This is a genomic window from Psychrobacter sp. BF1, assembly GCF_019279065.1.
GTDB lineage: Bacteria > Pseudomonadota > Gammaproteobacteria > Pseudomonadales > Moraxellaceae > Psychrobacter > Psychrobacter urativorans.
This window is the reverse complement of record NZ_JAGYWV010000005.1, coordinates 53976-74343: the sequence shown is the minus strand read 5'-3', so window position 1 is coordinate 74343 and position 20368 is coordinate 53976. Positions and strand designations below refer to the sequence as shown.

General features: G+C 42.1%; 18 protein-coding genes and 1 pseudogene. 9 read left to right on the top strand and 10 right to left on the bottom strand.

What is annotated here, in order from left to right; all coding sequences use genetic code 11:
- The first annotated feature begins 11 nt into the window (after positions 1–11).
- Entirely contained in the window at positions 12–437 is a 426-nt protein-coding gene (gene rplS, locus KZA12_RS07520) for a 50S ribosomal protein L19 (protein ID WP_201622910.1), read from the top strand.
- A 220-nt stretch (positions 438–657) separates the two neighbouring features.
- Here the strand turns inward: rplS and KZA12_RS07515 are convergent, their stop codons facing one another.
- Positions 658–1212 (bottom strand): DUF4442 domain-containing protein, encoded by a 555-nt coding sequence (locus KZA12_RS07515; RefSeq protein ID WP_218689806.1) that lies wholly within the window; start codon positions 1210–1212, stop codon positions 658–660.
- Between the two features lie 703 nt (positions 1213–1915).
- Here KZA12_RS07515 and uvrC point away from each other — a divergent pair.
- On the top strand, positions 1916–3745 hold the full coding sequence (gene uvrC / locus KZA12_RS07510) for an excinuclease ABC subunit UvrC (protein ID WP_373416600.1): 1830 nt from the start codon (positions 1916–1918) through the stop codon (positions 3743–3745).
- A gap of 72 nt (positions 3746–3817) precedes the next feature.
- On the opposite strand, the gene KZA12_RS07505 is transcribed toward uvrC, so the two are convergent.
- The 4 genes from KZA12_RS07505 to KZA12_RS07490 form a co-directional block, all read right to left on the bottom strand.
- Positions 3818–4390, bottom strand: coding sequence for a dihydrofolate reductase (locus KZA12_RS07505; protein WP_201622913.1), 573 nt, complete (start codon positions 4388–4390; stop codon positions 3818–3820).
- 540 nt (positions 4391–4930) lie between these two features.
- The gene (locus tag KZA12_RS14875) at positions 4931–5266 is read right to left on the bottom strand and encodes a cyclophilin-like fold protein (protein ID WP_227677217.1); all 336 of its coding nucleotides are present in this window, start codon (positions 5264–5266) and stop codon (positions 4931–4933) included.
- Positions 5267–5471: 205 nt separating this feature from the next.
- The gene (locus tag KZA12_RS07495; RefSeq protein ID WP_218689805.1) at positions 5472–6653 is read right to left on the bottom strand and encodes an MFS transporter; all 1182 of its coding nucleotides are present in this window, start codon (positions 6651–6653) and stop codon (positions 5472–5474) included.
- Positions 6654–6763: 110 nt separating this feature from the next.
- A complete protein-coding gene (locus tag KZA12_RS07490; RefSeq protein ID WP_218689804.1) occupies positions 6764–7882 on the bottom strand; it encodes an alpha/beta hydrolase in 1119 nt (372 codons plus the stop codon).
- 195 nt (positions 7883–8077) lie between these two features.
- Between KZA12_RS07490 and KZA12_RS07485 the strand changes: the two genes are divergently transcribed.
- From KZA12_RS07485 to KZA12_RS07475, 3 genes and pseudogenes are all read left to right on the top strand, one after another.
- Complete coding sequence (locus tag KZA12_RS07485; protein WP_218689803.1) at positions 8078–8965, top strand: LysR family transcriptional regulator; 888 nt, start codon at positions 8078–8080, stop codon at positions 8963–8965.
- Positions 8966–9143: 178 nt separating this feature from the next.
- A pseudogene (locus KZA12_RS07480) lies at positions 9144–9359 on the top strand (recombinase family protein); the annotation flags it as partial.
- A gap of 140 nt (positions 9360–9499) precedes the next feature.
- Positions 9500–10351, top strand: coding sequence for a thymidylate synthase (locus KZA12_RS07475; protein WP_218689802.1), 852 nt, complete (start codon positions 9500–9502; stop codon positions 10349–10351).
- 148 nt (positions 10352–10499) lie between these two features.
- Here the strand turns inward: KZA12_RS07475 and lgt are convergent, their stop codons facing one another.
- Positions 10500–11384 carry a prolipoprotein diacylglyceryl transferase gene (gene lgt, locus KZA12_RS07470; RefSeq protein WP_201622920.1) on the bottom strand — a complete coding sequence of 295 codons (885 nt, stop codon included), beginning with the start codon at positions 11382–11384 and terminating at the stop codon, positions 10500–10502.
- Between the two features lie 143 nt (positions 11385–11527).
- On the opposite strand from lgt, the gene KZA12_RS07465 reads away from it, so the two are divergent.
- Positions 11528–13198, top strand: a complete 1671-nt coding sequence (locus KZA12_RS07465; RefSeq protein ID WP_256932880.1) for a DUF4139 domain-containing protein — start codon at positions 11528–11530, stop codon at positions 13196–13198.
- A 133-nt stretch (positions 13199–13331) separates the two neighbouring features.
- Positions 13332–14198 (top strand): NRDE family protein, encoded by an 867-nt coding sequence (locus KZA12_RS07460; protein WP_218689801.1) that lies wholly within the window; start codon positions 13332–13334, stop codon positions 14196–14198.
- Positions 14199–14386: 188 nt separating this feature from the next.
- On the opposite strand, the gene KZA12_RS07455 is transcribed toward KZA12_RS07460, so the two are convergent.
- Positions 14387–14908 (bottom strand): RNA pyrophosphohydrolase, encoded by a 522-nt coding sequence (locus KZA12_RS07455; protein WP_201622922.1) that lies wholly within the window; start codon positions 14906–14908, stop codon positions 14387–14389.
- A 562-nt stretch (positions 14909–15470) separates the two neighbouring features.
- On the opposite strand from KZA12_RS07455, the gene KZA12_RS07450 reads away from it, so the two are divergent.
- Together KZA12_RS07450 and KZA12_RS07445 are read left to right on the top strand one after the other, a co-directional pair.
- Positions 15471–15884 carry an OsmC family protein gene (locus KZA12_RS07450; RefSeq protein WP_218689800.1) on the top strand — a complete coding sequence of 138 codons (414 nt, stop codon included), beginning with the start codon at positions 15471–15473 and terminating at the stop codon, positions 15882–15884.
- 14 nt (positions 15885–15898) lie between these two features.
- Positions 15899–16324: an MAPEG family protein gene (locus KZA12_RS07445; RefSeq protein ID WP_201622924.1), complete on the top strand. Its 426-nt coding sequence runs from the start codon at positions 15899–15901 to the stop codon at positions 16322–16324.
- A 170-nt stretch (positions 16325–16494) separates the two neighbouring features.
- Here KZA12_RS07445 and KZA12_RS07440 read toward each other — a convergent pair whose 3' ends face one another.
- The 3 genes from KZA12_RS07440 to tatC all read right to left on the bottom strand — a co-directional run bounded on the left by KZA12_RS07440 (position 16495) and on the right by tatC (position 20327).
- The gene (locus tag KZA12_RS07440) at positions 16495–17499 is read right to left on the bottom strand and encodes a tRNA-dihydrouridine synthase (protein WP_218689799.1); all 1005 of its coding nucleotides are present in this window, start codon (positions 17497–17499) and stop codon (positions 16495–16497) included.
- A gap of 272 nt (positions 17500–17771) precedes the next feature.
- Positions 17772–19268, bottom strand: a complete 1497-nt coding sequence (locus tag KZA12_RS07435; protein ID WP_218689798.1) for a UvrD-helicase domain-containing protein — start codon at positions 19266–19268, stop codon at positions 17772–17774.
- A 324-nt stretch (positions 19269–19592) separates the two neighbouring features.
- Positions 19593–20327 (bottom strand): twin-arginine translocase subunit TatC, encoded by a 735-nt coding sequence (gene tatC / locus KZA12_RS07430; RefSeq protein WP_373416599.1) that lies wholly within the window; start codon positions 20325–20327, stop codon positions 19593–19595.
- Between the last annotated feature and the right edge of the window lie 41 nt (positions 20328–20368).

The window sequence follows — 20368 nt, the reverse complement described above, 5'->3', positions numbered from 1 at the left end:
AGATAACTCTCATGAGCAACAAGCATCCATTAGTTCAAGTCATCGAAAATGCCCAACTACGTGAGCACCCAAGCTTCAGCCCAGGCGATACTGTCGTGGTTCAAGTAAAAGTACGTGAAGGCGATCGTGAGCGTTTACAGGCCTTTGAAGGCGTTGTTATCGCTAAGCGTAACCGCGGTCTAAACTCAGCATTTACTGTTCGTAAAATTTCGAGCGGTGTTGGTGTTGAGCGTGCTTTCCAATTGCATTCACCTATCGTTGATAGCATTGAAGTGAAACGTCGCGGCGCTGTTCGTCGTGCGAAACTGTACTACTTACGTGAGCGTTCTGGTAAATCAGCACGTATCCGTGAAAAACTTGGCGCTCGTCCAGTTAAAAAAGTCGCTCAGAAAAAGACTGATGCTAACGTTCCAGCCGATACTGCACCAGGTATCTAAGCACTTATTTAAGACTACCGTTACTTCAGCTTCATTCATTGATGGATAGGTTGAAGTAAATCAGTAGACTTAGTGCTCGCTACAAGCCCTTATTCATAGGTTTATCATATTAATAAGTAGGCGTACCAAAAAAGACAAAACCCCAATCTTGCTGATGCCAGATTGGGGTTTTTGTATCTATAGACTTTAATATTAGTCAAGCTGCTAATCTATTAGTCACTTAATCAACAGTATCTAATGGACTGCTCTGGTTTTTAGATTTGCTGTGCTTACGCAGACGAATATAAACCGTTTTAGTCACAGTAGCGATAATTTTTTGTTGATCATCGACGATGTCGGTCTTATAGTCACGAAATACCGCTTCACCCTGCTCTGCTAGGTCACGGATAGTGGCTATCTCATCATTAGGGATCTTCATACGTGCGGTGACTCTAGTTTTGCCAGGGGCGATAAACTCAATATGTGAGCTTTTGTCCCAAACCACATAGCTACTACCAAGCTGGTGCATCAACATAGTCATATAAAAAGGATCAACCATCGAATACAGGCTACCGCCAAACTGGGTGCCAACGATATTTTTATTCATCGCATTGAGTCCCATGCTAACTACGCATAAGCCATGATCAAGATTGACATGCTCAACTTTAATACCGGCACCAACATAAGGCGCATAAGTATTAATACGCAATTTAAGCAAATGAGGAGACAACAGCGGCATAATGTTTTTTTTAGTCTTACGCTTGAACGACTCAAAATTCTTTGGTAATAGGTTCATAGGGTTGTCCTGTTGTTTTTTATAATTATAGCGGTTATCTAAGCTTTAGCTGCGCAAAAGATAACCATAATAGTTAAAAATAGCAGCACTAGCCAGTCTTAAAGGGTAATTAAAGCAATGCTTATCTTAAGCATGAATGAGCGCTGATGCAAGCCAAGCGCTAGCGTATCACCTTAGCATTTCGGGGTTATCGTTTTTGGGTATGTAGATACTATTGCGGTGAAGATGGCAGCAACTACTGGTAAAGTAGTAACGGTCGGCACTATTGCTGCTACTTTTGTGCGCCCTTTAGGACTAAACTAAGATTTTGTATTAGAAAAAGTAGGCTATAAGTTATTAACTACTGCTGCATCTGGATTTTGTAGGTACTAGATGCGCATTCAAAACCAGTCAAACCTATCTTTACTTGACCACTTACTTGCCATTTACTTGCCCACTTACTTTGGCATAAGGTATTAGTATCTCGTATAGTGAGCTTACTATTATTTAAGGTTAAGATCTTTATAGTTATAGATGGACTTATAGTTGTAATGTCGCTTTAATGTGGTTTTGCTACCGCTTTACCCTGATGCGTTGTTGCAATAACAGTAGAATTGCCCCATAAATAAATGCATTACAGCATTTTCTGAGAGTACAGTTCACTATGGTCACTGATTCAAAATCAAGCGTTGTTGACGATGAAAAGCATATCGATAATAAAAAGATAGCCATCGATAAAGAGGATAAGCAAGCTCGTCTAAAGCATCTTATTAAACGCCTGCCAAACTTGCCAGGGGTCTACAAAATGCTGGGCAAAAATGGTGATATTCTCTATGTAGGCAAGGCTAAATCGCTGAAAAGTCGGGTTAATAGCTACTTCGCTAAGACCATTGATCATCCAAAAACTCGTGCGCTAGTGGCTCGTATTCATAATATCGAAACCATTATTACTCGGAGCGAGACTGAAGCGCTATTGCTTGAGCAAAATCTGATTAAGGAGCATCGTCCGCCTTATAACGTCATGTTGCGTGACGATAAATCTTATCTCTATGTGTTTATTTCCGCCGATAAACCTTATCCACGCTTGGCTTATGGTCGTGGCAAAGGCAATCATCAAAAGGGTAAGTTTTTTGGGCCATTTCCTTCGGCACATGCGGCTAAAGAAACTTTAGTACTGATGCAAAAAATGTTTCAGATGCGCCAGTGTACTAATAGCTTTTTCAAACAACGTAAGCGCCCCTGTTTAGAGTATCAGATCAAGCGTTGCCGTGCCCCTTGCGTGGGTTTAGTGACCCCTGAGGATTATATCGAGGATGTGAATAATACTATTCGCTTTCTTAAAGGCGATTCTAGCGATATTCATAGTGCCTTGATTGAAAAGATGGAAGGTGCGGCTGAAGAGCTGGATTTTGAAAAAGCGGTTTTTTATCGAGATCAGCTATCGATGCTACGCGAAGTGCAGGCGCGACAAGCAGTTTATACTATAGAAGGTGAGGCAGATGTGATCGCCATTGCCAGCCAAGCGGGTATGACCACAGTGAATGTGCTGACGGTACGCGGCGGACGCGTACTTGGCGGTAAGAACTACTTCCCTGATGTAGATAGTAGTCTGCCACTAGAAGATAATCTATCAGCTTTTATAATGTCGTTTTATTTCCAAGTAACCGATGATTTGCCGGGCGAGATTATTTTAAGCCACAAGTTACCGGATCAAAGTGCTGTCGCTGAAGCCTTGGCAACCCATTTCGGTAGTAAAGTGGTAATAAAAAATAGCGTACGTGAGCACCGTGCTGAATGGTTAGATTTAGCAACGCTCAATACCAATAATGCTTTGAAGACTAAGCTGGGTGATTATTTAGAGCTGCATGCTCGCTTTGGCGCGTTGAAGGATGTACTAGCCTCAGTAAGTGATCGAGTGATCGATCGTATCGAATGCTTTGATATTTCGCACACTATGGGTGAGGCGACTATTGGTAGCTGCGTAGTGTTTGACCAAGGGGGCTCAAGGCGTCGTGACTATCGGCAGTATGCCATTCATGATATCGTTGGCGGTGATGATTATGCGGCGATGAAGCAAGTACTGACCCGCCGCTATAAAAAGCAGCCGTTGCCAGATTTACTGTTGATCGATGGTGGCAAAGGCCAGTTAAGTATGGCCAAAGAGGTATTGGTAGAACTCAATATCTTGGGTGATACGCTATTAATTGGCGTTGCCAAAGGTGAGGGGCGTAAAGCAGGGCTAGAAGTGCTGCATTTCTTAGATCACGAGCCGCTCGACTTGCCTATGGATAGCAAAGCGCTGCATTTACTGATGCATATTCGCGATGAAGCGCATAGATTTGCGATTACTGCCCATCGTAAAAAGCGTGACAAGCGTCGCTCATCGTCAGTATTAGAAGTGATCCCTGGGCTAGGGGAGAAGCGTCGCCGTGACTTACTCAATCATTTCGGTGGTTTACAGCAGTTACTAGGTGCCTCGCAGCAAGAGCTGGCAGGGGTGCAAGGTATAGGGCCAATACTAGCCAAGACCGTCTATAAAGTGTTGCATGAGTAATCTACAAATCAGTGGCTTGATTGACATAAACCACTGATGCAAAACCTGATAGCGGTAGCCAATAAGCCACTATTAATTAGTGGCTTTTCTTTGGTAAGTCACAAATTTAAAGTCTAAACTGCTTTTGTCATCATGCATTTGCTCAGACTGCTGCGCTACAGTGAAGTCACTAGGTAGCTGAGGATAAAAAGCATCACCAGCCTCAATCTCAGTATCAACATGAGTCAGCTCAATGCGATCAGTATAGAGTAAGGCGTCGCTAAATACTTTTTCACCACCGATAACCCAAATAGTCTCTAAATGTGCACCATGCGCTAGACTGGCAGCTTGGGTCAAAGCATCATCTAAGTTATGCACTACGTAAGCGTTGTCTTTGCCCTCTAAGCCTTGTTGCTGGGCATAATCTAGCTGGCTAGTAATAATAAAGCTAACCCGCTTAGGTAAAGGCTTGCTGCCCATAGATTCAAAAGTTTTGCGACCCATAATAACGATGCCTTTTATGGCATTGACGGTTTCTGCAGTAGTTAGCTGTTTAAAATGCTGCAAATCGGCTGAGATATGCCAAGGTAAATCATTGCCTTTACCGATACAGCGATTGTTACTAATAGCGGCGATTTGGGCCACTTGGGTATTGGCATAACTCATGGAATATCCTTGATCATTAATAAAAAATGGCTTAGTAAAAACAGCATGGTATAAATACTAGCATAGACACTAGCAAAAATAGTAGTTATAAGTGGCGTTTATACTGTTATTATTAATTCAGGCTTAATAACCGCATATGACTAATAATTATCGATAGTAGTATCTTGCTAGCTCACAGCGTAGCTGGCACGGTTAAATGGCATTGTTAGGATTTCTATAGGCAATATTTTAGTGGTCTAACATTGGGATTAGTAGTAATCAATGCTCAACGACATAAGCAAGATATGTTATGTTTTATCAATACACGTAAAAACACTTAATCCTAGCTTAGAAGTTACCCTAAAACCCTATCAATCAACGAATCCGTAAATTGAAATCATGTCTCTTAAGACTGCTTTATCTTCTGTTTTAGCTGTAGGTTATCTTCAATAATATATTCAGCGAATTTCTTTTTAACATAATCACCGTTATGGGAACAAGGAGCGCCAACATAGTGAGAATTTAAACCTTCGATTGTAGGATGATTGGTATCAATCAGCGTCAGTCACGACTAAATGCAATTTGCACATTATCTTGCCCAAATATATCGGCTAATTTATCAGGCTGGTTCACTCTACCAATACGCGTATAAGAATATGATGAGGAGAAATTCTTATAAAATACCACTAACGTTGATGAGCCATATAACATGATGTCACCATTATGAATGGTATTTGCACGACTGGCATTCGTTGGCACTGCATTTGGTAACTGGGTATGCTTCTCGTTACTGTGCAAGTCTTCCATATTTAACGTTAAGGGTAATTGTGCCGCAAAAGCGTTCGCAGTCGCATTGTCTTCAAACGTCACTTCAAAACGATGTCCGTTAACCTTCATCCACATCCTCAATTGTTCCTTTTCTGATATCGGTTGCACCGTATTATTGTGGCTTGTGTTTTGTGTCACGTCTTGATGCACAACGGGTGAGTTTGATGTACCATTTTGATAGTCAGCACAAGCGCTTAATGCTGACATGACACCAATTGCCATCATGATCATCATGCGGTTATTCACATTCATCTGTCAAACTCCCTTAAAGCAGTTACCTTATGGCCAATCGCAATGTTAAGAACGCAGAAATCACTAAAATAATTGCACTAAACACAAACGTTGCTTGATAACCGCTATGATCAAAAAGTACACCACCCAATGTTGAACCCGAAGCAATAGCCAGCTGAACTACCGCTACCATTAATCCACCACCTGCTTCTGCATTTTCTGGTAGCGTTCGAGCAAGCCAAGCCCACCACCCAACGGGTGCTGCTGTTCCTAAAAACCCCCACATGCCGAGCAATACAGCCACAATCATGGTCGATGTACCAAAAAATATCAGCGTCGCTGCAATTGCCGCCATGAGAATAGGAATCACAATCAAAGTTGCATAAAAACGCCGCTCCAAGAAAATGGTAATCACACACGTGCCAATAAAACCCATCACGCCAATGCCAAGCAAAATCAATGACAAGGTAGAAATACCAACTTGGGTAACGGTCTCTAGAAAAGGTCTTATATAAGTAAAAAGCGAGAACTGCCCCATAAAAAACAAACTGACTGCCAACATACCAATCATCACGACAGGATTACGGAGCAACCCCAAAATAGAGGGAGGTTTTTCTGTTTGATCTATGGTGACTTGCATGGAAGGTAAACTGATCCACTGCCAAATAAATGCCAGTATGGCGACAGGAACCAGACAAAGAAAAGCGCCGCGCCAACCAATGATTGAGCCAAGATAACTCCCTAAAGGGGCAGCAATGACCATTGCCAAGGCGTTGCCACTGTTAAAAATGGCCATTGCACGAGGTACATCTGAGCTGGGTACTAAACGCATTGCCATCGCCGCCGACATTGACCAAAAACCGCCGATAACCATCCCAAGCAAAGCTCGGCCTATCATGTAAACCATATAATTTTGCGCAAGCGCAACAATGGCTCCTGATATAGCCATAATGGCGGTTAAAAGCAACAATAGCGTTTTACGATTCATGCTACCTGCTACACGAGAGACCGTCAAACTTGTGATAACCGCAAAAGCACCTGAAATGGCAATACCTTGACCCACCATCCCTTCACTGATTTTAAGATCTACTGCGATCGGCGTGAGTAGACTCACCGGCATAAACTCTGATGCAATCAATGCAAAAACGCATAAGGTCATGGCAAAGACCCCACTCCAGTAAGCGGGCTGTTCTATATTCTTGTCTACTTCTTTGGTGCTTAACATACACACTCTCGATATTGTATTGAGACTCTATTAAAAAAACGGATTTTAAACCAAACCAAAAACCGGCTACCACGTAGCCGGTTGTCTTTATAACTCACTATCTTGCTTTTTTATTTCAAATTTTTGTTAAAAAAGTCTGTTAACTTGTCAAAGGGAATTTTATCCATGCGGTCGTATAAATCGACATGGTTCGTATTTGGTAAAATGAGTAGCTCTTTTGGTTGTTTGGCTTTTTGATAAGCATCTTGACTAAAATAAAGCGAGTGGGCATCCTCACCAGCAATGATTAGAATAGGACGCGGAGATATCTCGTCGATGTAGCTCAGCAGTGGCATATTCATAAATGATAAAGGAGTCGTCGCCGTCCATGCTCCACTGGAATTAACTGAGTTTTTATGAAAACCCCGAGCCGTGCGGTAGTAATCAAAAAACTCTTTTTGTACAGGGTTTGGATTGCTATCTAACGCTTTAGGCAAAATACGATCCGCCGTGGTCACTTTACCGTTATCGTCCACATAGAGGTCATGATTGGCTGTCGCAGGTTGGCCTTTTTCTGCGTCTACCCAGCGTTGTTGATTGAGGTGTTTTAATACCGCTTGACGATCGTCCGCATCATAGCGATCATTACCGTCACCTACCCTATGTCCCATCGCACGGCTCATATCGTACATGCTGGTCGTGGCGACCGCTTTGATGCGTGTATCCATCGCCGCCGCATTCAGTCCCATGCCGCCCCAGCCACAGATACCAATAATGCCAATCCGATTTCTATCAACTTCAGGACGTAATCCTAAGTAATCTATTGCCGCACTAAAATCTTCAGTATTGATATCTGGTGAGGCTACATTTCTAAGCTGACCGCTGCTTTCGCCCGTATACGAAGGGTCAAAGGCAATAGTGACAAAGCCCTGTTCTGCCATTTTTTGGGCATATAATCCTGATGACTGTTCTTTCACAGCGCCAAAAGGCCCACCAACAGCCAATGCTGACAGCTTTTTACCCTTATAATTTTTTGGTATATAAAGATCTGCGGCAAGCGTAATGCCATAACGGTTTTTGAACGTTACTTTTTGATGTGTGACGCTGTCACTTTTAGTAAAGGTTTTATCCCATTTTTGTACGAGTGGGACGGTAGATGTGGCTGCATGTGCCATATGATTCGCTCCAAGAATGGTTGAGCTGACAAGTAATCCCAAGCTAAACTTTTTTAACATTGATGGTAAGGTCATTGGACTTCCTTTTTGATAATAAATAATCACTTAGCTCATGATTACTTATCATATGTGAGAGGGAATAGCCGTGTTCTAAACAAGACAAAGTTTTTTAAAATATATTCTTTGAAGTCATGAGATTATCTTATACTTCTACGATTCTAGTGATAATACCCATTTTTTAACTTTTATTTATTCACTCAGGTTCTGAATATGCGACAACAAGAGAATTATAATGAGCTGCATGCTTTCTTATTGGTTGCTCAAGAAAGCAGTTTTACTAAGGCCGCTGTCAAACTTGGGATATCACAATCCGCACTGAGCCGCTCTATCAAGTTATTAGAGCAGCGCTTAGGTCTACAGTTATTCACGAGAACCACACGTAGCTTGTCTTTGACACAGGCAGGTGAGCAGTTATTTGTGACCGCTGAGCAGAGTTTTGGCTCGTTAGATAGGAAGTTGGATGGACTCAAGCATTTACGCGAAACGCCTGCAGGGTTGGTGCGCATCAGTGCTGGTCAGTATGCTATTGATAAAGTGCTGTTACCAAAGCTGGCCAAATTCAAACAGCTATATCCTGATATTGAATTGGAATTGATAAGCGATACTGCGTTGTCGGATATTGTCAGCACACAATTTGATGCCGGCGTTCGCTTTGGTAGCTTAGTTACTGAAGGCATGATATCAGTACGTATCGATTATGATGAGGAGATTGCTGTGGTCGGTTCGCCAGACTACTTCAATGAGTTTGGCCTTCCTAAAACCCCAATGGATTTAAACGATCATAATTGTTTGGGCTATCGATTTATGAGTGGCGGCATTTATCACTGGGACTTTATGGTTGATGGGCAGCCATATAAATTAAAGACGCAAGGACAATGGGTGTTTTCGACTGATTATTCAGTGATTGATGCTGCAAAACGAGGACTGGGTATTGGTTATGTGCCTATCGATATGATTAAAAATGAGCTAAAAAACGGCAAGCTTATTCATATATTGAGAGAGTTCAGTCATACCTTTAGCGGTTTTCATTTATATTATCCGCATCACAATGTGTCACCTGCGCTACGAGCCGTCATTGATGCTTTGAAGCTCAAATAATAGTTATTCGAGCCCTTAGTATGAAGTTTTCCTGTAGAAATGAGCAGTACATTTATTTTTTGCCTAGATTGGGTATACCCCAAGGGAACCATCTATTTTACGCTATAAACCTATTAACAGACTACTTAAAACAGACTGCTATAATGGAACCACTTATAACAGACTATTTTAGGTGTTTATGTTTATCAGAGCGTATCTACGAGCGTCTACCAAAGAACAAAATGCTAAGCGTGCCAAAAGCGAACTCATAGCATTTGCCAAAGATAGTGACTACAAAATTGCCACCTGCTATGTTGAAAACTTATCAGGAGCTACTTTGGTGCGACCCCAGTTAATGCAGCTGATTGATGAAGATCATGCAGGCGATGTGATACTAGTTGAGCAGATAGATCGCTGATTTCACCCACAGGTTTGTACAATCAAGTCTCAAACTTTATAATACTTAAGAACTCGTCAGGTAAAATGTGCCGTGACCGCATGGCAATAGAAACACAGCCTGATGAGAAAGAAGTTTAGTCTAACTAAGGTGATTGAATGAAACAATATCTAGATTTGTGTCAACGCATAATCGATGAAGGTGTATGGGTTGAAAATGAACGAACTGGAAAGCGTTGTTTAACCGTTATTAATGCTGATTTGCAATATGATGTAGGAGCTAATGAGTTCCCTTTAGTAACTACTCGCAAAAGTTATTGGAAAGCAGCTATCGCAGAGCTGTTGGGGTATATACGTGGATATGATAATGCCGCTCAGTTTCGGGCGATTGGCTGTAATACTTGGAATGCCAATGCTAATGATAATGAAGCTTGGTTAGCCAATCCTTATCGTAAAGGTGAGGATGATATGGGCCGAGTCTATGGTGTACAGGGACGCCGTTGGTGTAACTCAGTAGGGGAGGAGTTCGATCAGCTTCGTAAGATTTACGACAATCTGCGCAACGGGATTGATGATCGAGGTGAAATTCTAACTTTCTATAATCCAGGTGAGTTTGAGATGGGATGTTTGCGTCCTTGTATGCATACTCACACGTTTTCATTGTTAGGAGGAAAGCTGTATTTAACGTCCTCGCAACGTTCATGTGATGTGCCATTAGGTCAAAACTTTAATCAGATCCAAGTTTTTACCTTATTAGCTTTAATGGCTCAAATTACCGGCCATGAAGCAGGAAGTGCTTATCATAAGATAGTAAATGCGCATATTTATGCAGATCAGTTAGAGTTAATGCGCGATGTGCAATTAAAACGCCAACCTTACCCCGCAGCTAAGCTGCATATCAACCCTGAAATTAAATCTCTTGAAGATATCGAAACTTGGGTCACATTGGATGATTTTAAAGTTACCGATTACCAATACCATGAGCCTATTGCGTATCCATTTTCTGTATAAGCAGATAGCTGTAGGCCAAAGATGAATTGAAAACACTGAAAAGATAACTTATAGGCTGAGCAGGAAAAATAGTCTTTGCTAGATTTTCTGCTCTTAACCCTTTACTAACTTTTATAGAAGCTACTTGATACTCGCTTGCGCAAAGCCTTTAATAAGCCGCCTGTTTGCCCCAATCATAAATACCACGCTTATAGGCATAAGCTATCAAGAAGATACCAATAAGGATCATTGGAGCGCTGAGTATTTGCCCTTTAGTCATCCAACCTAATAAGATAAAACCTTGATCCATATCTGGTTGACGGAAGAATTCAATGATAAAACGGCTCAAGCCATAACCTAGCATAAATACGCCAGTAACCGCCATACGTGGGCGTGGCTTCGATGAATACCACCATAAGAATAAGAACAGCAGCAAGCCTTCAGCAAGCGCTTCATAGAGCTGTGAAGGATGGCGCGGCAATAGGGATTGTCCATTTACTTCAGTAACTAAAGCTTGTAGCGTAGGATTGGTTTGCAGTAAAGTAATATCAGCTTGAGCGGCTTGTGGAAAAAAAGTAAGCCAGTTATAGCCCCCATCAGATACTCGTCCCCACAGCTCACCATTTATATAGTTGCCGATGCGTCCAAACAACAGTCCTGTGGGCACACAAGGAATGATAAAGTCCAGTACTTGAAAAGGCGTCTTTTTATATTTACGGGCAAAATATAGCATGCCAAGACCAACGCCAATCAGGCCACCATGGAAAGACATGCCACCTTCCCAAACTTTAAATAAGTAAGCTGGGTTCTGTAATAATTCGCCAAACTGATAAAACAATACGTAACCAACACGGCCACCCAATATTACCCCTAGTGCACCAAAAAACACTAAGTCAGATACCATATCGTTCGACCAGTTATCACGTTTAGTACTGCGATACCAGGCGAGACCATAAGCGGCGGCAAAAGCCAATAAATACATCAGGCCATACCAATGTACGGCTACTGGGCCCATGGATAGAGCTACAGGATCATACTGTGGGTGAATCATCATAAGGGCATCATAATATGGATAATAAAATGCTGACTATCATAACAAATTTTACGCTCACGGACATCATTAGCATGCAATGGATGGCAAAGGGTTTAGAAAAGCGATAGTATAGAAAAAAGCGTACTGACTACTAAGGGATTATTATGCAAGCGCACTCATCAAAGTCAATGACTTCACTAGTATCTGTCACTGCAAATTCACAGCTAGTAGCCAACGCTAGCCTGGGAATGGCCAGCAATAAATGGCTGCCCTTATCACTAGTTACTACCGCTGCATTAACTATGATTAGCCCTAGTGTACAAGCGGCTGCGAGTAGCGTAGAGCAAGTCACTATTTATCAAGGTTTGGCTAGCGTAACTCGGGCCCTACCTATCACTGGTAGTGGTGAACAGACTTTAGTTTTTTCTTGTTTATCGCCTTATATTGATAAAGAAAGTTTGAGTGTTCAGGCCTTGGGCAATGTCAACATCGGTGAAGTGAGTATCGAGGAATTAAGTGGTGAGCAGGCGGCGCAGTGTCAGTATCAAGGCGATGCAAAAGTACAAGTTGGACAGCAGAGCTTAGCGACGATTAAAGCTGAACTAGAGGCCGCACAGTTAGCCAAAGCCTACTTGCAAAATCTGACTAAAGTTACGCAAATAACTATAGAAGGTACGCTGACTAATAATACTCGTGATATAGAAGCACAAGCTGCAGCTATTAATAAAAGAATCTTAGATATTCAGCAGCGCCAAGTGCGTGCACAAGATGAGCTAAATCAGCTGATGGCGGGCAGCACTACCTCGACTCGTGATAATGTTACCCAAGTCAGCGTACGTACGGCTAGTCGCAGCCCCAGCTCAGTCAAGCTGCATTATCAAGTGCGTGGTGCAGGTTGGGAGCCAACCTATCAGGCACGGCTGAACACAGAGAGTAAGCAGCTCAGCATTATTGCCTCTGCTATTATTGCCCAGCAAACGGGAGAGAACTGGATAAACGTGCCTTTGACTTTGAGCTCTGTCAATCCTAATCAGAACACTACTGGCCAACTGCCCAATGTGCCACGACTATCCTTATATGAAGAAAATAAAGACGGCGTCGTAAGTGTCCCACCGATGATGGAGCCTTCTATCGTAATGGTAGATGCGAGTTATGAGCGTTCTGCAAAAGTCGCAGGGGCAGCGCTGCCGAACTTTACGGTGAGCAGTGAAAATAAAAACGGTATTATCGAGTATAAGCTACCGCAGCGCATTAGTATTCCAAGCGATGGTAGACGGGTGCGTACTTTGATTGATGAGCAGTCAGGTAGCAGTAAGCTGTGGATTCGTAGTACCCCAAGCCAAGAGATGGCAGGATACTGGTATGCATCAGCGCCGTTTTTGACCCCAGCTTGGGTTGATGGATCATTACAGTTATACCGTGATGACAATTACGTTGGTCAGTCACGTTACAGCTATCAGCTGCTAAAAGAGCAGGGTATTGGCTTTGGTATTGACCCTAATACTATCGTTAAGCAGTTAGCTGACGAGGATAAGCAAGGCGATAAAGGGGCGTTTAATCGCACCCAAACCTTTACTAAGACACAAGCTTATCAGTTTACTAACCAGCATACTCGTTCTATGCGCTTGCAGGTATTAGGTAGCGAGCCTATCAGTCGTGATGACAGTCTAAAAGTTGCCGTGACTCATACGCCACCTGTTACCGAGCGTGACTGGAATGATAATAAAGGCATAGTTGCTTGGGAGTTCGAACTACCGAGCAAACAATCACAAGTGATTCAGTCTACTTATCAGCTCAGCTATCCTGCTAATAAAGTATTGTCTGGTAACTATTAAAGCTAGTGATTGCTATGAGTGCTATGAGTGCTATGAGTGCTAGCTATTAACAATGCTAGTTATTAAAGCTGCTACTCATTAAAACTGGCAGTTATGAAAATCAGCCACTGTGGCAACAGAAATAAGGATAGTCATGTGCATAGTCGCTATTGCTTGGCAGTTATTTGATCAGCTGCCCCTAGTATTATTATCTAACCGTGATGAGTTTTTGCAGCGCCCAACTGAGCCGCTACATCAGTGGCTAGATCAGCCAATCTATGCCGGTCGTGATCGTCAAAGTGGTGGTACTTGGTTAGGTATCCATCAGCAGCAGCAGCATAAAAGTAACGATGCTGAGGGGTCAGCACTTTATCAGCACAATGGTCGTTGGGCCGCTGTATTGAACTTCCGTGATGGGATACAAGCAACTACTGATGAGCGGTCACGTGGTGAGTTGGTGACTGAATTTTTGACTAGTGATCTGACCCCGATGGCCTTTGCACGGCAGATTAACTTACAGGACTACGCAGGCTTCAATCTAATCATCGGTGACACTAAGCAAGCGATCATCGTCAATAATCGTGGTCATGCGCCTACAGCTTTGCATGCAGGACTGCATGTGTTATCTAATGGCCAGCCAGAAGAGCGTTGGTTTAAGACAGAACGGCTACGCGCTAGGCTACGCCAAGAAGTGCTGCCGTTAATAGCTGAGGATAGTGCGGCTGACTACTGGCAAGCAGCGGCCTTTGAGATATTGTCTGATTCCGTGCCAGCCCCAGCGCACGAACTGCCAGATACAGGTATTGCTCCTACTATAGAACAAGCGTTGTCTTCTATTTATATTGAGCCGGCAACTTTGACTGATTTAGACGCTCCGATGCCGCTATATGCGACTCGTACGCAAAGCATCTTAACTTTGTATAATAAATACGATGCTGTTAGGCCAATAGAACTAGCCAATCGAAACGCAGATTTTAAGATTCAGCTTATCAGTCGTGAGTTAGCGCATGTGGAGAGTTAGCAGTAGGGATAGCAATGAGTACTGCAGGGCTGATACATAGTGATAGCTAATAAGTACTAATATATTAATAACTAATCACTAAAGTAAATATGTTTATCTATCAAGCACAAAAATGCCTGTATCAAGTTCTAAATGATTTAGAATTTGATACAGGCATTTATTGGTTTATGACCAGGGTTATTATCTGTTTATTCCATTAACAGATGATTGTTCTGGTCTGGAATAATCAACTCTTGCTTTAGCGGCAGCTCACGTACTAGCTCCTGTAAAGCCCGACGATATACTCCGCGTTTAAAGTGAATCACTTGTCCGAGTGGATACCAGTAGCTGACCCATTGCCAATGGTCAAATTCAGGTTTTCCTTCATCAAAGCGGATGTGTTGAGTATTTGGCTCATCTAAGCGTAGCAAAAACCATTTCTGTTTTTGCCCGATACACAAAGGATATTGTCCATGGCGCACATAGCGCTTGGGTAAACGATAACGCAACCAATCTTGCGTAACCGCTAATAAGTCTACGTGCCGCGGATGTAAACCGACCTCTTCCCAGAGTTCGCGATACATCGCATCCATTGGCGTTTCCCCATGGTCAATACCACCTTGTGGAAACTGCCAAGCGTTATGACCAATACGTTTTGCCCATAGTACTTGTCCTTGTGTATTTGCCAAGATGATACCGACATTGGCGCGAAAGCCGTCTGCATCTATCATGACTAACCCTTTTAATTTGTCTAAAAACAGCTCATTTCAATGCGATATAGTGATGGTGACCATAATTATTATTCGTTGGCTACCATCGATATCTAACAAAAATGAGTTTCATTACTGTCATTAAACCAAGAAATAGCCTAAATGTGTAATAATATTTTGCTATAAAATGTTTCATGAAATTAACATGCCCCATTGTCTACGCTATAGGGGATATTACATACTATTTCTATGACTCAAAACCAGAGTTTATCGGTGTTTAAATGGATAATAAATTTCAGCTAAGTAATAGTATTTTGCATTACTGATGCAAATTGATCAGCTACTTATTAATGAGAGGTAGCTGAAGTTAAAAAGGCTTAACTACTAGTAAATAATGGATAGGCAGTAGATGACAATTACTCTATAAAAAGCAGCATTATCCTGTGCTAAACTGATGTTATCTAATTTTAACTATTAATTTTTAATAACTGATTTTTAATAGTTAAGTTTTAATAATCGATAATAAATTCAGCACCAAGCTTTGATTGGTGTAATCAGCATTTTATGACAAGGATATTGGATAATGGCAGAGTTAAAGGCAAGCGTAACTTGGCAACAAGACAAAGCATTTATGGGTGTAGCGCCTTCTGGACACGAAGTGCAGATAGATGCCGATAAAGAAAAAGGCGCAAGCCCAATGGAGCTGATTTTGCTCGGCCTTGGAGGCTGTGCTAGTTATGATGTAGTCTCCATTTTGCAAAAGAGCCGTCAAGAGGTTAAAGATGTACGCTGTGAGCTAAGCGCTCAACGTGCCGAAACAGTTCCAGCTGTTTATACTGCTATTCATATGCACTTTGTAGTAACAGGTACAGATATAGCGGACAAACAAGTAAAAAGAGCCATTAAACTTTCTGCCGAAAAATACTGTTCTGCTAGTCGCATGTTGGTACAAGGCGGTGTTGAAATCACTCATGATTTTGAAGTTGTTGCAGGTTAGGGGTAGAGACACTGATGAATTTACTTTTTGGGTTAATTTCTGATACTGCAGCATCGGCATTATGGGCGATGATAGTAGCGAGTTTGCTACCAGTAAGTTTGGCGATGATGGCTAAAGTGTTCGGCGGCTTTAATTTAGCTGATAATGCCCATCCACGTGATTTTTTACAACAGACTACAGGCGCAGCAGCACGTGCTAATGCGGCCCAAAAGAACAGTTATGAGACCCTGCCAGTATTTTTGGTGGCAGTATTAGCAGCTATGCTATTCTTCGTGCCTCAATCAATCATCAACATTTTAGCTTGGCTTTACGTGCTTATCCGCATTGGTTATTGCGTGGCTTATATCACTAATTTGCCAATGTTTCGCTCGATACTTTGGCTGTTATCGATGGCATGTTGTGTCATGCTATTTTACTTAGCGATTAGAATTAGTGCTTAATAGTAAAGCTAAACAGCATAAACTTAGTTCAAGATATCTACTCAAAATCAGCTTTTCTAAGTAAGTTTGCCATAGGCTAGCCTAAGACAGTCTAAGTTGTATAGCTATGGCATCTATTATCAGCAGTTATTATTGTTATCAGCAGTTATTATTGTTATCAGCAGTTATTATTATAGCGAGGTAGCTTCTAGCGCTGTGATAATAGCTGCTTTATTTTTTTCACGTTTTAGAGCATTCCATAAAGGCTGCGCTTCGCTATAGCCTTTAGTCAGCATACCTAACCATTGCTTATAGCGACCGACTAATACTACATCGCTTTTGGCCGTACCTTGCAAAAATTTGATTTGATGAGTGATCAAGGTTTGCCATGATAGTTCAGGGGTACTCATCGAGTCAGTTTGTGGTAGTTCTAAGTCGAGCTTCCGTACTTCTGCAATCAAATCTGGACGAGTAACAGCGCCGCGACCTAACATCAAGTGCTTAGTTCCCGACTGTTGCATACAAGCCTGCGCTTGCTCCGCATTCCAAATCTCACCGTTAGCAATCACCGGAATGTCCAACGAGTTAAAGGCGTGAATCTTATCCCAATAAGCGGGTGGCTTATAGCCTTGGGTTTTAGTGCGGGCATGAATAGTCAGCCAATTGGCACCACTAGCAGCGATAGCTGCCTGGATATCATCCATTCTACTAGTATCGGTATAGCCCAATCGTATCTTGGCAGAAACGGGTATATTGGCAGGAACGGCCTGACGTACAGCGCTAATAATCTGATACAGCACTTCAGGCTCATCTAACAGTACTGAGCCACCACGATGGCTATTGACTGTCTTAGCAGGGCAGCCGAAATTAATATCGATAGCTGGCGCGCCAAGCTCACAAGCGTAAGCGGCATTTTCTGCCATTAGCTGGGCTTCGCTACCGAGTAGCTGGATATGAATAGGGGTACCCGATGCGGTCTTGGCATCATGGTGCAGTTCTGGCACATATTTATAAAACACATGAGCGGGCAAGACGTGCTGAGTGACTCTTATAAACTCACTGACTGACCAATCATAAGGCCGGCCTAAATCCACGGCAATTTGAGTTAAGATTTGGCGCATTAGAGGATCAGTCAAGCCGTCCATTGGAGCGAGGAGGCGGACAGGGCTGGCAAAGAATTTGTTTTGAAAAGACATTGAGCTCATAGGGTATAGTCTAAAAAATACATGATAGCTTATCGGTATTTTTCTATGTTGGTTTGAATTGATATTTTAAAAGGTAGTGGCTATTGGATTAAACATTATCGTGCTAAGAGTTTTAAAGTGTAGCGGAATTAAGTCATATAGCTAGCGTAGGCTAAGTTTTTCAGTCAGCTTCAATATTTTGTAAAATTAAGATGCTGGGTTAAAAACCCAGCCTACAAACAATCAAGCTCAGTTTAAAGAATTGTGAATATATCCAACCAAACTTAAGACCCATAAATCACCTTTTTACCTGTCTGCAAACCTGATATTAACGGTTGAATATTATGGATATCTAAATTGCTTTGTGCGCGGGTACAAGCCACATAAAGCAAGCGTAACTCCTCAGGGCTAATCTTAATACCATTAGTAGTGACATCATAATAAAAGTCATCATCGAGCTGGACACGACCCCACTCTAAGCCTTTGGCTTTATGCGCGGTTGAAATCACATAGTCAGCATTTTCGATACGGGTGAGACTATTCACGGCTTGCGTCAATACTTTGGTGCCATGGTCATCGACTAGCTTGACCAAAGTCTTTAGGTCACTGCCTTCATTGGTTTCAGAGTATTCCTGTACATCTGACCAATTATAAAAGTATGCTAACTCAGGAACCCCATAAGCCGACTTACCATTCTTCAAATTTTCAGCAGCTTGGCAGAACTTAAGCATGCGCTCAGTATCCGCTTGTAATGCTACTCGATGACCTAGTTTTAATCCCGTTAATAACTGTGACATAGCTGCGGCATTCGTACGACAGAGGATGGCATCTTTTTTGCTATGTACTAGCTCTTTTTCAGTAGAGGAATTTTTATTAGGGTTGCCCACTAACGGCACGTCTTCTTGCAATGCTTTTAGCAAAGTATTAGCAATCTCAGCGATAGGATCGCCGAAACGGAAAGACTGAGTCAATAAAGTTTGCGGTAGCGGTAGTTTTTTCATCGCATTAACAGCACCACGCCACTCATAAATCTGCTGATGCGCATCACCGACATAGATAACTTGCTTCGACTGCTGGGTTAATATGCCCATCATTAGTGGATCAGCGTCTTGCGCTTCATCAAACAAAATGAAGTCAGCAGGAATGCTAGGTTTAGATAGCGCCCATAATTTCAGATAAATATCATGACCGATACCCGCCGGATGGCGAGGGTCTATGGACTGCAACCAACGCTGTTCAACAGCAGGATACAGCATCTCACGCAGTTGCTCGGCATCAGAATCATCGAGCCATTTAGGAAATTCGAGATGTCTTGGCGCCGGATAGCTGGCATGAGTACTACAAAAACCACTTACCGCATCACTGACAAAACGTGCCAAGCGTGCTGGTGTTAAAGTAATATATTTATTAACCCCATCCATCTGTCGACGCACTTGTACTGGCTGCAAGCCTAGATCATCCCCTAAGCGTTTGGGTGAAAATCTCGGTAGTGATAACTTAGCGGTAATATCTCGTGGCACGTGACGGTAAGCCAGCGAATGAAAAGTGCGACAATCTACATGACCGGGAAACTTGGAGCGCGCATCATTAGCGATGGCTTTATTAAAGGCTAAATATAAGCCGCGGCCACGTAAGCGCTCACCAATTAGTTTTAGGGTAGTGGTTTTACCAGCTCCGGCATACGCCACCACTTTGAATGACTTATGGTCCATCGCCATATTGAGCGCATTTAGCTGCTCATCGGTAGGACTACTCATATAAGCGGGCATAGATGCGGACATAAACAAGTTACCTGATAATAGGATAAAGATTGAACTATAAAAATGAATAAAACTACAATCAACAAAAGCAGTAGTGCTAAAAAAAAGCCAAGGTATAAACGATGGCCCGTAGACGTTAGCGAATATCAAAACTCTAAGCGTTATAAAATAATGAGAGCCATAAGTATTTGAAAAATATTGAAATATTGAAATTTATAACGCAATTAATATTAATAGTATAAAGGATATTGGCATTAGATAAGTAAGGCAATAATCAACGCTTCAGTTACTAGTTTTTTACTTATCCTCAATCAAATTAACTGTCCTAAGTGCTTAGCTCGATCCTTATTCTAAATCTGTATTAAGCTGTTTTTGCTTATCTTTCTTAATTAAAATTTTAGCCAGTAATAAGCCTAACTCAAACAATAACCACATAGGGATAGCTAGCATCAACATTGATATGCCATCAGGCGGCGTGACTATTGCTGCTACACCAAAACAACCAACGATGATATAACGACGTTTATCCTCTAAGCTCTGAATGGAGACTATACCGACCAATATCAATAAAAAGGTCACTACTGGAATCTCAAAAGTCAGGCCAAATACCATAAACAACTTTAGCGCAAAGCTGAGATAGCTGTCGATATCAGTCATTGGTAGCACGTTTTGTGGAGCAAACATAATAAAGAATTTCAGTACGCCCTTGAGCACGATAAAGTAGGCAAAGGCGACCCCAGCGTAGAACAGCACTATAGAAGATAATAATACTGGAACGGCGACCTTCTTTTCTTTCTTATATAAACCAGGCGCTACAAATGACCATATTTGATACAAGATAAAAGGCATAGCAAAAAAAGCAGCGACAAAGATCGTCAATCGAATTGGTGCCATAAAGTTAGAGGTAATATCAGTAGCAATCATCGTCGAATTAGCAGGCAGCTGAGCAACTAACGGGTCTGACAAAAAGTCATACAGCTCGCGTGAAAACCCTACTAAAGCCAAAAATATTACTAACACTGCCACGCATATCTTGATCAGATGACCACGTAACTCAATGAGATGTTGGGTAATAGGCATGTCGCCTAAGCTATCTAACAACTCATCAGGCTCACTAGCGT

Bases quoted from the DNA above. Each gene is read 5' to 3' on its own strand.
- KZA12_RS07460 (WP_218689801.1), top strand. From the start codon at position 13,332: ATGTGCATAGTCGCTATTGCTTGGCAGTTATTTGATCAGCTGCCCCTA.
- KZA12_RS07475 (WP_218689802.1), top strand. From the start codon at position 9,500: ATGAAACAATATCTAGATTTGTGTCAACGCATAATCGATGAAGGTGTA.
- lgt (WP_201622920.1), bottom strand. From the start codon at position 11,384: ATGATGATTCACCCACAGTATGATCCTGTAGCTCTATCCATGGGCCCA.
- rplS (WP_201622910.1), top strand. From the start codon at position 12: ATGAGCAACAAGCATCCATTAGTTCAAGTCATCGAAAATGCCCAACTA.
- KZA12_RS07490 (WP_218689804.1), bottom strand. From the start codon at position 7,882: ATGACCTTACCATCAATGTTAAAAAAGTTTAGCTTGGGATTACTTGTC.
- KZA12_RS07485 (WP_218689803.1), top strand. From the start codon at position 8,078: ATGCGACAACAAGAGAATTATAATGAGCTGCATGCTTTCTTATTGGTT.
- KZA12_RS07505 (WP_201622913.1), bottom strand. From the start codon at position 4,390: ATGAGTTATGCCAATACCCAAGTGGCCCAAATCGCCGCTATTAGTAAC.
- KZA12_RS07445 (WP_201622924.1), top strand. From the start codon at position 15,899: ATGAATTTACTTTTTGGGTTAATTTCTGATACTGCAGCATCGGCATTA.
- KZA12_RS07455 (WP_201622922.1), bottom strand. From the start codon at position 14,908: ATGATAGATGCAGACGGCTTTCGCGCCAATGTCGGTATCATCTTGGCA.
- KZA12_RS07440 (WP_218689799.1), bottom strand. From the start codon at position 17,499: ATGTCTTTTCAAAACAAATTCTTTGCCAGCCCTGTCCGCCTCCTCGCT.
- KZA12_RS07515 (WP_218689806.1), bottom strand. From the start codon at position 1,212: ATGAACCTATTACCAAAGAATTTTGAGTCGTTCAAGCGTAAGACTAAA.
- KZA12_RS14875 (WP_227677217.1), bottom strand. From the start codon at position 5,266: ATGAAGGTTAACGGACATCGTTTTGAAGTGACGTTTGAAGACAATGCG.
- KZA12_RS07450 (WP_218689800.1), top strand. From the start codon at position 15,471: ATGGCAGAGTTAAAGGCAAGCGTAACTTGGCAACAAGACAAAGCATTT.
- KZA12_RS07495 (WP_218689805.1), bottom strand. From the start codon at position 6,653: ATGTTAAGCACCAAAGAAGTAGACAAGAATATAGAACAGCCCGCTTAC.
- KZA12_RS07435 (WP_218689798.1), bottom strand. From the start codon at position 19,268: ATGTCCGCATCTATGCCCGCTTATATGAGTAGTCCTACCGATGAGCAG.
- KZA12_RS07465 (WP_256932880.1), top strand. From the start codon at position 11,528: ATGCAAGCGCACTCATCAAAGTCAATGACTTCACTAGTATCTGTCACT.
- tatC (WP_373416599.1), bottom strand. From the start codon at position 20,327: ATGCCTATTACCCAACATCTCATTGAGTTACGTGGTCATCTGATCAAG.